General features: G+C 42.3%; 15 protein-coding genes. 7 read left to right on the forward strand and 8 right to left on the reverse strand.

Features of this window, described 5'->3' with window-relative positions; genetic code table 11:
- Nucleotides 1-104 precede the first annotated feature (104 nt).
- On the reverse strand, nt 105-314 hold the full coding sequence (locus G9Q97_RS13380) for a LytTR family transcriptional regulator DNA-binding domain-containing protein (protein WP_166147628.1): 210 nt from the start codon (nt 312-314) through the stop codon (nt 105-107).
- A 180-nt stretch (nt 315-494) separates the two neighbouring features.
- Between G9Q97_RS13380 and G9Q97_RS13385 the strand changes: the two genes are divergently transcribed.
- Nucleotides 495-665 carry an ATP-binding protein gene (locus G9Q97_RS13385; RefSeq protein WP_246255659.1) on the forward strand — a complete coding sequence of 57 codons (171 nt, stop codon included), beginning with the start codon at nt 495-497 and terminating at the stop codon, nt 663-665.
- Nucleotides 666-729: 64 nt separating this feature from the next.
- Here the strand turns inward: G9Q97_RS13385 and G9Q97_RS13390 are convergent, their stop codons facing one another.
- The 5 genes from G9Q97_RS13390 to G9Q97_RS13410 form a co-directional block, all read right to left on the reverse strand.
- The gene (locus tag G9Q97_RS13390; protein WP_166147629.1) at nt 730-2,184 is read right to left on the reverse strand and encodes a TlpA family protein disulfide reductase; all 1,455 of its coding nucleotides are present in this window, start codon (nt 2,182-2,184) and stop codon (nt 730-732) included.
- Entirely contained in the window at nt 2,171-3,439 is a 1,269-nt protein-coding gene (locus tag G9Q97_RS13395) for a carboxypeptidase-like regulatory domain-containing protein (protein WP_166147631.1), read from the reverse strand. The genes G9Q97_RS13390 and G9Q97_RS13395 overlap by 14 nt, the downstream gene beginning before the upstream one ends.
- Before the next feature lie 103 nt (nt 3,440-3,542).
- On the reverse strand, nt 3,543-3,848 hold the full coding sequence (locus G9Q97_RS13400) for a cysteine peptidase family C39 domain-containing protein (RefSeq protein WP_166147633.1): 306 nt from the start codon (nt 3,846-3,848) through the stop codon (nt 3,543-3,545).
- Nucleotides 3,849-3,912: 64 nt separating this feature from the next.
- Nucleotides 3,913-4,893 carry a hypothetical protein gene (locus tag G9Q97_RS13405; RefSeq protein ID WP_166147635.1) on the reverse strand — a complete coding sequence of 327 codons (981 nt, stop codon included), beginning with the start codon at nt 4,891-4,893 and terminating at the stop codon, nt 3,913-3,915.
- A gap of 253 nt (nt 4,894-5,146) precedes the next feature.
- Nucleotides 5,147-5,362 carry a hypothetical protein gene (locus G9Q97_RS13410; protein ID WP_166147637.1) on the reverse strand — a complete coding sequence of 72 codons (216 nt, stop codon included), beginning with the start codon at nt 5,360-5,362 and terminating at the stop codon, nt 5,147-5,149.
- 682 nt (nt 5,363-6,044) lie between these two features.
- Here G9Q97_RS13410 and G9Q97_RS13415 point away from each other — a divergent pair.
- The 6 genes from G9Q97_RS13415 (at nt 6,045) to G9Q97_RS13440 (ending at nt 10,433) form a co-directional block, all read left to right on the forward strand.
- Nucleotides 6,045-6,257 (forward strand): hypothetical protein, encoded by a 213-nt coding sequence (locus G9Q97_RS13415; RefSeq protein WP_166147638.1) that lies wholly within the window; start codon nt 6,045-6,047, stop codon nt 6,255-6,257.
- A gap of 329 nt (nt 6,258-6,586) precedes the next feature.
- Nucleotides 6,587-7,024, forward strand: a complete 438-nt coding sequence (locus G9Q97_RS13420) for a PH domain-containing protein (RefSeq protein WP_166147640.1) — start codon at nt 6,587-6,589, stop codon at nt 7,022-7,024.
- A 361-nt stretch (nt 7,025-7,385) separates the two neighbouring features.
- A complete protein-coding gene (locus G9Q97_RS13425; RefSeq protein ID WP_166147642.1) occupies nt 7,386-8,549 on the forward strand; it encodes a hypothetical protein in 1,164 nt (387 codons plus the stop codon).
- Between the two features lie 48 nt (nt 8,550-8,597).
- Nucleotides 8,598-8,810 carry a hypothetical protein gene (locus tag G9Q97_RS13430; RefSeq protein WP_166147644.1) on the forward strand — a complete coding sequence of 71 codons (213 nt, stop codon included), beginning with the start codon at nt 8,598-8,600 and terminating at the stop codon, nt 8,808-8,810.
- Nucleotides 8,797-9,144: a type II toxin-antitoxin system PemK/MazF family toxin gene (locus G9Q97_RS13435; protein WP_166147646.1), complete on the forward strand. Its 348-nt coding sequence runs from the start codon at nt 8,797-8,799 to the stop codon at nt 9,142-9,144. Before G9Q97_RS13430 ends, G9Q97_RS13435 begins: the two co-directional genes overlap by 14 nt.
- 230 nt (nt 9,145-9,374) lie before the next feature.
- Nucleotides 9,375-10,433, forward strand: a complete 1,059-nt coding sequence (locus G9Q97_RS13440) for a hypothetical protein (RefSeq protein WP_166147648.1) — start codon at nt 9,375-9,377, stop codon at nt 10,431-10,433.
- 229 nt (nt 10,434-10,662) lie between these two features.
- On the opposite strand, the gene G9Q97_RS13445 is transcribed toward G9Q97_RS13440, so the two are convergent.
- Together G9Q97_RS13445 and G9Q97_RS13450 are read right to left on the reverse strand one after the other, a co-directional pair.
- A complete protein-coding gene (locus G9Q97_RS13445; RefSeq protein ID WP_166147649.1) occupies nt 10,663-11,277 on the reverse strand; it encodes a Uma2 family endonuclease in 615 nt (204 codons plus the stop codon).
- A gap of 456 nt (nt 11,278-11,733) precedes the next feature.
- Complete coding sequence (locus G9Q97_RS13450) at nt 11,734-12,921, reverse strand: ATP-binding protein (protein ID WP_166147651.1); 1,188 nt, start codon at nt 12,919-12,921, stop codon at nt 11,734-11,736.
- Between the last annotated feature and the right edge of the window lie 136 nt (nt 12,922-13,057).

Consider the following 13,057-nt stretch of genomic DNA (forward strand, 5'->3'; position numbering starts at 1 on the left):
AATGCATTTCTCAAAGGTGTCAAGAAGCCTACCCTGATAGCATTCCACGTTTTTTACCCGGCCTTTTGTCATCCAAAAATTTCTCTAAATTTCCGGAAATGGGATTAGGATGTTTTCTGAATGGCCTTTTTGGGTGAGGTACGTTGAATGAGTTCCTTTTTGATGCTGGTCCATTTGGATTTGGATACCCGCAGACAAAGATCATTTTGTAACATCATCTCTCTTTCCTTAGGTAAAAAAGATTGGATTAAATTAACATTGGCAAGGCAGTTCCGGTTTATTCTGATGGAGTCATCCGGCAAATGCTCTTCCATCCTTTTCAAAGAGCAAGTATCCGGGGATAAACGCCAGGCCCAGTTGATCCAGTATAATATACTTTTATTGGCTTCATCCCCGGTAAAGGCACTGATCGCAGTCCCAGACTATAATTTTAAATCCGCTGAAAATAAATAATTTAGAATTTTGCATTTACTCAATATATTAAGTAAAATATTATGGCGTACCAAAGAACAGAAAAAGCAGGATTGCTGAAACGGCTGAAAGATGAACCCAGGAGATTTATACAGGTCATCTACGGACCTCGACAGGTAGGTAAGACCACCTTAGTAAGGCAGATTATGGAAGATCTGGATTTTAATTTTTGCCCAATAGTATCCAGTAAATGAAATATGCGGATTTCGGTTGCCTATTCGTTGACTAGGCAGAAGAATTTTAAAACGAATCAAATCCCTATCTAAGAAATCCGTCTAAAATTTGCTCGATGTCATCCTGATCCGGTCCCGGAGCATTTTGGTGAATGAGTTTGCCTTTAGGATCAAAGAGAAGGTACCGGGGGATAAACGCGACATCCAATTGATACAAAAAGCTTGATTCACCCAGATTCAGCACGATAAATGAACGGTTTGGGAAGGCTATGCCATGTTTCCGAACCACCTGCTCCCAAAACTTATGGTTTTTATCTACAGAGAGGTGAATGACCTCGAGGCTCCGGTCTTCGTTTTGTTCATGCAGGTTCCGCAAAGCAGGGAATGCTTTGATGCAGGGGATGCACCAGGCCGCCCAAAGGTCGACATACAGGTAACTGCCCCTTTTCTGATGCAGCAATTCTTCAAAAGACATCAGGTGGTTTCCGAGCCCCATCAATTCCATGTCCGGCCTTTCTTTTTTCAAGGTATTGATTCGGGCCTTTAAAAAATCAGCCTGAACTTTATTTTCCAACTGATTTCCATAGCTGTTCAGCCATTTATCGGCTTCCTGAAAAGATAGGCGGGGGAGGGATTCCTCAAGGAGTTTAAAACGCATACGCTTGCTGAATGGGCTTGGACCTGAAACCAAACTGTCCGGAAGAAGGAGCTCATTTGGATCTTTCGCTTTGATTTGTGCCAGCAAAAAATCCGAAAACTCATCAAAATAGACCGTCTGAAGGTATTCGGAACTGTCGGTGATAGATGCCGTAAAGTGATCTAAGGCTCCCCTTGGGTCAAAAATCCCCTTCTCACCGGAAAAAAAATGAAGGTGGTCCAATTCAAACCGGAGCTTTGCTTTGTAAAAAGAAGCGGTTCTTTCAGCAATCAGGCCTGTGTTCTTCAGGGAGTCCAGCCAGGATAATTCTTTTTCCCCACTTTCTAGGGCCTTTTTTCTGCTTTTTATTCGTTCTTCACTGAGGTCAACCGGTGTTGGGGAGTTAAAATTTGCCTGCCACAGGAAATGGAAATCCTGAAGTGGGGTATAGGTGGAATGGTACAATTCACGATTGCGAAGCAGTTCCAGATTGTCATCGTATACAGATCGTTCGCTGTTTAAGGTTTTTAGCCATGGCCTCCGTTCGTCCAGGCTAATAAATATACTGTCTCCTTTCGCCAGCAGGTAGCTGTATCGGGTCTGGCTGTTGTCAGTATACATCAGGTCTACAGCTTTTCTTTCGGTGTCGATGGATAATACCAAATTATTTTCATTTCCGGAGAAATCAATTGTTACAGGCATATTGGCGTCATCCAGGTATTTTAAAGTGGCTTTTCGCTCCCTGAGAAAATCCCGAACCAGGCTATCTTTAAGTACCAGGACAATCTCTGCACTATTTTCCTGCTCGTCTTGATCCTTCACTTCCTGGTTTCTACCACAAGCGGAGAAAAACAGGACCAGCAGCACAATGAGTACCCATAGTATTGAATTAATCCTTCGCATTTTGTTCAAATTGTTCCAACAGCTTTCCATTTCTTTCCAGGCTATTGATGATCGCGCTATCCAATGGGTGGTTCTTTAGGAATTCGTTATCTTTCCAAAATCCTTCATCCAAGGGGAATTCGTTTGGTTCAATTTCCTGCTCTCTTTTGAGCAGCTCTCTGGGCCTGATTTTTTTTAAATGATCTGTGTTCACCTTATCAAACCAAAGGGTATGGATATCCATCTGGTGAACACCTACATCCCGGTTGATCAGCCTAAGTGACTTCAGCCGGATGATTTCCGGATAGTAGCGGTCATCCACTTCCCTGAACTTTACATAGACCTGGTGCTCCCCACTTCTATAGCCCAGTTGGTATTCGACAATTGCATGGTTTCGGCCATTTATTTTTAGGAAATTCCTGCCATCAGGGGGATCATCTGAGCCAAAGGCTATGTGGTAGATGGTATCCGTGCCGATAAACTCCATGCCCAGAAATTGATGATAAACGGGCAATTCAGGGATCCCCATAAACCGGTATCCGTCCCTGCCAAAGTGGCTTTCAGGAACATAGGCAGTTCTGATGTAATTGGAGGGATAAGTCCCGATAATTGGATTCAAAGCCCCTACAGGTTCACCCATGGATTCGATCTGATTTCTAATCTTTGCTTTCATGGCTGAGATATAGGGGTCAACTTCGGCATGTTCATCGCTCTGTCTCAGAGATTCCATTTTTATTTTAGTGCTCTGTACATCTTTTTCATATCCCAGGTCTTCCACCGTTACAACGGCTTCCACCAAATGGGTAAAGTCATCATAATTGGTGGAAACTTTGCGGTAAAGACCGCTCAGTTGGTGGCGTTTATTGGGATAATTTTGGGGAATATTGTCTATGGCTTTGGAAATCATTTCTTCCAGGGAGGTATCTTCAGGCTTTACGATGACTTCTTCCAGGCCAATGACTGCTTGCGCTAATCTGATGCTGTTTCCGGTTGATTTTAACCGGGCCAGGGGAACTTGTAGCCGTTGGTATCCAGGGTGGTTCACCACCAGGGTATCTTCCTTTAGTACCTCAGGAAATCGACGGGAGAAGTGCCCGGAAGAATTGGAAAGTCCATTAAATTCCGGATAGTTTTTTAAGAAAAAGTAGACATGGTCCAAGGGCTTGTTTCCTTCGTCTAGTACGCTGCCACTCAGTTGTCCGGTTGGTGAATTGGTTTGGGAATACACGATTCCATAAAGGCAGGCAAAAAAAATGGACAGAGATAAAATTTTCATCTTAGCGAATGCATGTTTTTAACAGAAATTTCCCGCGTGCAAGTCTGATTGACGCCAGGATCATAGAAAATTAACTTTTTGTGATAAAAATCTGCCCATTAAATTAATTTCGGGTTTGAATCCAGGGCTTCCTAATTTTTTGGTCCTGCAGTGCGACCTGTATCAAATATAGCACAAATTTGTTTATTAAAAATTTAATACCAGGCCTGGCACATTTGGTCTTAAATCCAATGGCCTCTGCCGCCTCGCTAAGTTTGAGCAGGTTGCTTCCGGAGCGGGTGGTTTCCGAATTTTCCCGAATTTCCTGCAGGGAGATCAATTTGCCGTAGTGTTTGGCAATGATGCGCAGGCAGGTGGGGCCGCAGTTTTTGGCATCGAGTTGTTTGAAGAAAGGGAAAGTGGTTTTCAAAAATTTTTAAATAATAGGTTAAATTCAATTATTTTAAAGAGGGATTGTCCAATTCACCAATTTATCAATCTTCGATTTTCAGCCCCACCCGAAATAACCGGAAATAATCCTTTTCTACTTCATCATCTGGTTCTTCCATCAACCATAGTTCTCCATTGCGAAGAACCATGGAACTGGCTATTAATCCTTTTGATTCAAAATCATTTAACCTGGTTCCTGACGAATCAAAAATGGCAATTCGATTTGGATATTTTTCTCGCATCCTCCCCCAAAACACCTTTGCTTCGTATGGTGACTTATTGACAAAAGCCTCCTCTATGTCCATTCTTTCATAACCAGGAAAATAGTTGACAATAAAGTATTTAGAGAACTTTTTTATGTTACGTATCCTTCCTGAAGTTCTTGCTTGGCCAAAAAATCTCACATCGTCGGAAAAATTTTCAGCACCTTCAAAAAACCTGAAATCAGGCAAATCAAGTGGAATGCTGGAAACTAAAGAATGGGAGGCATCGATTTCGAAAACGTAAATGGTTGGTTCCAATCCAAACACGACATAGATCAAGTTATCGGTTACAGTAAAGACGGGGTCCCAGGCATTGCTGAAAAAATATTTTCCACTCCGAAAAATGCTCGTTTCAGGAAAATAAATAATCGGTTCATTCTCTCCGGTTTTCGGATCCAGCCATATTAGCGGACAATGCTCTTCGTAAAAACGGTCCTTGCTATTAGAAGCAGATCGAGGTGATGGATTAACGTACAAATACTGACCTTGGGATTCTTCCATTCCCCGACCCAATCCGATTCGGGAGAAACTTTGATTGGGGCTTTCACTATGTTTCACCAACTGTTGCAGCCTTCCGTCAAAATCGTAAGTCAAAAAACCTTTTGTTCCATAGGCAAGAAATGAATTGCTTCCATTAAATTTAAGAGCGGCTAGAAGATTTCCATAACTATCGGGTACATCCCCCCATTTAGAAAAAGAGTTCAGGATAGCCCCATCAAAATCAGCTATTGTAATTTTTTGGGATGTCTCGCTATGCTCCATAAAAATAATTTTTTTTGATGATGGATCAATATCATGGACGGTTGGGACGCCTAAATATTTAATCTTAACACTATCTAGTTTTTCAAAGATAATGTTCTCCTTGAGCCGAGTGGGTTCAATAAACTCCCTATTTTTCTTCCGTAAATTACAGGAAATCAAAAAAAAGGTTAACAGAATAATGTATTTCATCAGGTCAATTGAGATTTAAAATAGAAAATTAGCTACCCCAACAGAGGCAGCCAATTGAAGTTAGTCAAATTTTTTCAACCACAATAGAAGGTGGTGCTACAACTATCACAACACCAATATGCCATTTCAGGGGGGTAACCTTGTGTCTGAAATTCGGCTTCACTTCGTGAGACGTTACATTCGCCATACCATCCAGTTCCATCGTTGTAAGTATATCCACAAGTTCCGCTACCTCCAGAACCCCCATAAATGCCCGCCAATTGGCTACGTTGCAGCACATCCTCTGCTGCCAGCTTTAGTTTTTCTAAATTTAATTTTTTCATTTTTCTTTTGATTAATGAATTTTATTGTTTTCCCGGACCAGCTAAGGACACCCGGGAATTATGCCCATTGATCGCGATAGAATTTCTCTATATACCTACTTATAGACATTTATTTCCTTGAGGTCTGCAATGCGGTATTCCTTTGGTAAAGCGAATCTTCAGCAATTCAAGGATTTTACCGGAGCTGTGGAAACAATTATTCATGCGGTTCAAACAGTTTATTCGTAGGTAGATTAACAGGAATGTAGGAATCTATATATGTTTTTGCTCTTATTACTTCCCAATCTAATGGATAAAATCAAAAAATATAAGTGAATAATAGTATTTCCCGTGAACTGACCTGTTTTTCCCGTGAACGGGCAGTTTTATCCTGTGAAGGAAATGATTGTCCGGAATGGTGTGATGGTTCCATGATGTGATAGTTTGATGCTGTGCATTCCTTTGGCTTTTTATCACCTGTAGGGTGTTAAAAAATTAGCGACTTTTAGATAGTGGTTGAATTTACTTTTTAGGAATTGTGGTAGGTAATAAAAATGGTTTTGTTGGTCTGATTGGCTTGTAAGGCTGGTTTAAAACGCTCGTTTAAACGATCATAAAAATAAATTACTATCTTTATGGGGGCTTAATCTTTCAGCATGTATGGAAAAGTTTGAAGAATTTGAACAACGTATAAAACGGGCTTTGAATAATATGGATGCCAAAATTTCCTTTTTACATGATTCTACGGGTCAACTCAAAGATTCTTTTGGCGAATTCCAGGAAGAGATGGGTGAGTTGATGCATTTTGTAGCAAGTCACGTTACAGATCATGAGCAGCGACTCAGCCGTATCGAGAAGCATATCGGTATTTGAATCATTTTTTCTTATTTCCGGCTTTGATCCTAATTTTAAGTAGTAATCGACATAAAAAATTTGGGGATGATTTTTTCTAAGGCTCAAAGCCACTTCTTACAATTAAACAATTAACCGATTAACCAATTAAACCTATAAACCCTTAACCATCTCCCTGGCTACCGATAATAAGTCCAATCACAGAAATTTAGTTCTGGTCAAACCTAAATGGTCCAGGCCCCTTAACTCTTAACCTGTTGGATTCCATTGAAAATTACCTTGATATTTTTAAATAATCTCAAATCTTCCCTATTTTTAGTAGTAAAAATAACGGGATGCAGCCACTTACAATGAAAACATACAAGGCCAAAAAAGGACGCCTGATGCAGGGTATACTGCTCGCCATGTTGGTATTGCCACTGGCATACGGGTTTTTGGGTACCAAACCGTGGAAGGAAAAGTTGCGAAGGATCATCCCCCTGACCGCTCCGGCCTTATTGATTATCTGGCCCTATCTTGACACCCGGTATTGGGTCCTGGGTCATACCTTTTACTACAAGTCAGGCTATATCAAGGGAGAAATTGACATAGGTAGCATCCGGACCATCCTTAAAGGCAAAACCCGCTGGGTGGGGGTGAAGCCTGCACTGGCTACCGGAGGCTTGATCGTAAAATACAAGCGGTATGACGATGTGTACATTGCCCCGGAAGACAGCGAATCCCTGATTGCCGACCTGCTCACCATCAACCCCGCCATCCAGGTGATCCCACCTGGAAAAGATACCTAAGGGGCATTAAAAAGTGCTGAGCATATCGAAATCCAGGAATGTACTTGCAAATTTTGAAAAAATAAAATCCCCCTTTCTCAAAGGGGGGGTAGTTACAAATACCCGAAAGGTCTGGAGATTCATTATTGCTTGTAAATTGAATTGACGTTTACCCAATTTATGGTGAATTGGTATCATTGAAACGGCCTGAAAAATTTCAGCGGTAATACCGTGGCCGCAAATAGGCATCTGTCCAAATCCCCCTTATCAAGGGGGCGGGGGATTTATTTACTCACAACTAAGTAAACAACCACTCAAATTACCCCCAACAATAGCAATTAAAAAGGCTTGCTTTTTTAAACCATTAGTTTTACTTTTAAACATGTCGAATCTTCGCCTAACCCTAATACCACTACTGGCAACTTGCCTGCTGTCCTGCTCCCGCTCCCAAAAGGAAACTACAGATTCCCCCAGCTATTCCCTTCAATTGGTGGACTCCGTTCGCATTGACTATATGGGCAGCCTGGAGCTAAAAGATTACGACCCGGAAACCAACCTCTTCCTGGCTTATAACCAACAAAAAAAGGAAGTCTTGATTTTTGATACCTCAGGAGCTATCCAACATACTTTTATCCTGCAAGACGACGGCCCGGAGGCCATCAGCGGCTATGGGCTGAACCCCAGATTCTCGGCAGGAAACATCTGCATCTTTGGGGATAAAATCTACACCCTGAGCCGGCAGGGGAAGGTGTTGAACCGGACGGAGATACCCTATCCCTATTTCTGGATTGTGGGGGGCGCGCATATAGCAGCCTCTTCGCTGGGGGATAAATTGCTGTACTACAAACCGGAACCGGCAGAAGAAGGGCAGGACCGGCAGGCAGCCTACCAACGCATGCTGGACGGAGGACCGATGATGGAGGTGCTGGATACGATCAGTGGTGAATACGATCCGACCATGAATTTTCCAGAGACGGATGCCTTTGAAGAGGGGTTCTTTTACGGGTATCCTACGCCACTTATTCAAAATAGCGGCTCCCAATGGTTCCTTTCGGTCACCAATGCCCTGGAGTTTCATGTTTACAGCGAAAGGGAACAACAATTGCTCTTTGAGCGGACGGTAAAAATTCCGGCGAAGAACGCCTACATGGACCAGCCGGTGCCATTGGAGCAAATGGATACCTTCTTTGAAAAAAACGGACTGGTTTACCGTATCCCACAGATCCACCGGTTTTTACCCCTGAAGGATCATTTTATCGCCTTTTACAGCAAGGGTGTTTCTCCCGAAACGAAAGCGGCCTATGATGTGTCGGATCCTGCGCAGCGGCGGGAATTGGTCTACTCCTTTCCCATGGAATTTGCCGTTTTTGATTCGGAGTTTGGCCTGTGCGCAGTGGACCTGTCCATTCCGAAAAACATGGTTCCTTTTACAGCCCTGGTGGACAAAGAAGGCCAAATCGTGGCACTTAAAGACCAGGAACAGGCAGGTGTGGAAGAGGATTTTCATACCTTGTTTCAATACAGCTTGGATTTTGGACAAGAGTAAATTGTTTGCGTCAAAATTTGTACCTTTATAAAGTAAAACCTTACCAGAATGAAGACCAGGGACCTAATAAAAGAAATCCAGAAATTGCCTGTCAGCGAGCGGTTTTATATCATAGAGCGATCCATGCAACTGATTCGAAAACAGGAGAACGAAAGTCAGATGAAAAAAGCCGTTGATTTATTGTATGAAGACTATGTGGCAGACGAAGAGTTGACTGCATTTACTGACCTTGATTTTGAGAATTTTTATGAAACAAGGTGAAATATGGTTATTAAACCTTGACCCAACTGTTGGGGCTGAAATAAAAAAGACAAGACCGGCAATAATTGTGAATGACGATACATTGGGAAAATTACCATTGAAAATCATTGTTTCGGTTACTGACTGGAAAGACAGGTACCAAATAGCCCCCTGGATGATAAAATTAATACCAGACAGCGAAAATGGATTAACAAAAGTGTCCGCAGCCGACACTTTTCAAATCCGCTCAGTTTCAAAGGAGAGATTTGTAAAAAAGGTAGGGCTTGTTTCGGAAAGCATCAGGGAACAAATCAGGATTGGGTTATCAAAAGTCTTATCTATTGACATCGAATAAACATCCGGTAAGGATCAAACTTTTTCATCATTTGCAGAAATAGAAACCTGCATTCAATTTTAAAACTGCGCCAGGTCCGAAAAATTTAACGTTTTTTAGGTAGGGATATTTTCTCCTTTTGTGGAACTTGGACACATGAAAAAATGGCTATGTTTCTCCTTTTCGGCTTTGTTCCTTTATGGGTGTAGCAATAACGGTAAAAAAGCGAGGATGATTTTGCTTATCAATTGATGGTAACGGATTCCATTCAAGTGGATTATCAGGGGAATCTGTTTCTTTATGACTATGACTCGTCAACCCACCTTTTTCTGGGCATGGACAACAGGACGGATGAAGTACTGCTGTTTGACAGGCAAGGAACCGTCAGTTCCCGGTTTCACCTGGCAAAGGACGGCCCCAATGCCATCTCCTGGGCCGTGGGATGGGGCTTTTTTAAGGGGCAGTTCACGGTAATGGATGCCGCAAAGGGCTTGCTGTTTTTTTCCAGGGAGGGAGAAATCGTCAAGCGCATGGATTTAAATCCACCGTACACCTTTATCAATGGGCTCAAAAGTCCCGTTCATGCCTTCGGAAAGGAACTGGCCTATATCCGGCCGGAAAGGGGGGAGATGGACTGGAACGAGCCATCCGAAATGTTCGAAAGCATTTACCGCAGTCCCATTCTGGAGCTGGTTGATCCGGAAACAGGTGCAAACAGGCAGACCATGCCTTTTCCACCCGGAACGATATACGAGGACGGCAATTTTTACCACTGGACCTTTCCTACCGTGATTCCTGCAGGAGAGGAGTGGTTGGTCTATTTCAGGGGCGAATTGGCCTATCACGTGTACACACAGGCAGGGGGAGAATTGGATTACCAAGAAACCATCGACCTGGACCTGAAAGATGCCGTTGCAATAAAAGGCGTTCCCATGGCCAACATAGACAATTACTACGAAGCGAGTCTTTACAATGTCTTTGGCAGGATCCAAAACCTGTTTGTATTGGACAGCCAGATCCTCATCCATTACACCAAGGGTATGGAGGAGGAAAAAGCCAAAACCCTTCCCAGGAATACCATGGAAGAAAGCAGGGCTTTTTTATACCAAATCAAAAATTACCTGGCGGTTCTGGACCGGGAAAATCGGATACTGCAAAAGGATATTCCAGTTCCACAGGGTATCACGCTCAGCAGTGCGGTGGATGAAAAGGGAGCTATTTTTGGTCTGAAGGACCAGGATTATTTAGGGGTGGAGGAGGATACGGTGACTTTTTACCAAATGAAGTTGCTCAAAGAAGGATCGAAATAGCCATTTAATCGAAGCGCTGGCCCTTCGGGACCCGGAGAAATCCTTTCCGATGTACGTAGACCCTTGGGGTTTTCCCAACCCCGAAGGTCTGAGTCGGAGCGTTCACGAAAAAAACCTTCGAGGTCTCGAAGACCTCAAAGGTTATGACCTTTGGGGTTTCCGATAACCCCGAAGGTCTTTTCCCAGAGCATAGACGAAAAAAACCTCGAGGTCCTGAAGACCTCAAAGGTTATTTGTCCTCCGAACTTTTAAATAAGTCCGAAATATTTAATTTGAAACCTGTAATTACCTGAGAATGGACCAAATCTCCATGGGTAAATAAGCGGGTGGGCTGATAGGCACCATTAATCAACCGATAAACCAATAAGGTCTGTTCATCCGGGTGAATGATCCAGTATTCTTTAACCCCGCTCTCTTCATAAATGTCGTATTTTTGCTTGAGCTCCTTTTGGTTATTGCCGGGAGAAAGGATTTCCACCACCAGATCGGGTGCACCCAAGCAACCCCTGTCGTCCAATTTGCTGCGGTCGCAAACCACGCAAATATCCGGTTGTACCACGGTATCAATTTTTTCAGGCAAGTTGGAGTCCTTAGGAAGACGAACATCAAATGGGGCAATAAACACCTTGCAGGGATGTTGATCCAGATGGTCAGCAAATATCCTGGCCATTTCCAGCAAAATTTCCTGATGGATCCTTCGGGGTGCAGCAGCTGCCCGGAAAACTTTGCCCTTGATCAATTCCACCATTTCATCCATCTGCCAATGGAGGTAGTCCAAATAGGTATAATGACCATAAGAAGTGAATGGCTCTTCCGATTGGTTTGGTTTTTCCTTGGAATCCATACCAGGAATTTACAAATAATATTTCAGAATTACAGGTTGATAGGCAAGTGATTCATGGAAAAATACACAGTTAAATTCATGTGCTGATTATGTGATAATTTGATGATGTGGTGATGTGCTAATTTTTTTCCGACATCAATTTCAAAAGCTTAACGAATCCCCATATTAATGGGGAAGAGACTTTCCCTCCTAAAGTCGGTAGGGATTTAGAAGTGAGTTTAAAAATGTAAAGTGCAGTGTTACTGAATATTATCGGAAAAATCCCCCAACCCCCTTAAAAAGGGGGATTTTGTTTACGGGGTGATTTACGTTTACATTCCTGGTTTGAAATGTCCTTGGACCTGCTGGTTTTAACCTCAAAGGTTAGGGTGCGTTCAGACCTTTGGGGTTTCCCGAACCCCGTCTGACCGAAGTGTTGACGAAAAAACCATCGAGGCCCGAAGACCTCAACGGTTATCAGTATAAAAAGCCAAACAGCCATAAGGGAATTTTGTTGCCAAAACCAACTTCTAAACCATCAGCTGCGACGTAATTCGCCTTATTTTCAGATGGATTGATTTTTTTGTCTTTCCCTCCAATTTCAAAAAGGTTGCTTTGATTTACTAGAAAATCTGATGTTTCCGGGTAATTGACTGTATGGATATAAGATAGCTGATTCAGAAAAAATGTTTCTCTCAGGTTACCCAAATCCACATTTTTCCCCAAGGCAAAAGAAAGATTGGTGTTTTCCAGGAACAGTTTTTCAGGTTTTTGCAACAGGGAGACTCCTTCCGTTTTCCTGTAAATACTTTTGGTCAGCCGGCTTTCTTCCAGGTAGTGGAGATAGGCAAGTAAGGTTTGCCGGTTGATACCTATTTTTCGGCTCAGTTTACTGACATTAGGAACAAATGGAACCGCATCTGCGATAATCGATAGCAACTGTTTTATTTTGCTGGCATAGGCGATGTCCACTTTGCGCATCAAGGGGAGTTCTATTTCAATAATCAAATTAATGATGGCGAGAACCTGTACCCCATAGAGATCTTTGAAGTCCTTAAAAAAAGGATAATACCCAGTTTTGAGGTATTCGGGGAAATATTTCAATGGTCTTACCGATTGAGAAATATCACTGGCATATTCCACGTGTTCCTGTAAAATAGTTTCCAGGGTAATTACGGGAAGATTTTTGCCTGTGACCAAATTCAGGTATTCCCTAAACGATAATCCCTGAATCTCATATACCAATGCCCTTCTGCTTAAATCTGCCCTTGCATTGAGAATTTCCAACAGGGAAGACCCTGTGAATACCACTTTTAATTCCGGGTAAAAATCATAAATGTTTTTGATCTCAACAGACCAATTGGAGTACTTGTGCACCTCGTCTATAAAAAGGATTTTCCCTCCTGCCTTGGCAAACCCATCCACCAAATCAACCAGCGAATGGTTGGAAAACCATATATGGTCCAAACTCACATAAAGGATTTCAGTACTTCGGGGGTATTTTTTTTTAATCCTCTGGAGCAATAGGGTGGTTTTACCTGTTCCCCTGGCACCGATAATGCCGATCAATCGGTTACCCCAATCGATCTGATAATAGATACTACGTGTGAAAGTGCTTTTTAGGGTAGCAATTAATTTGATATGCAATTCAACGAGTGTTTCCATTTTGTTTGTTATAGTAAACAATAATACTTAAAAATGGTGGTTACAACAAACAAAAATGAATAAAATTATAGTGTGTATAATAAACATTTTTTAAAAAATAAGTGATTGGGCAAGCTATTATTTATTTTTAAGTTGT

The organism is Cyclobacterium plantarum (assembly GCF_011290685.1).
In the GTDB taxonomy this organism is placed as follows: Bacteria; Bacteroidota; Bacteroidia; order Cytophagales; family Cyclobacteriaceae; genus Cyclobacterium; species Cyclobacterium plantarum.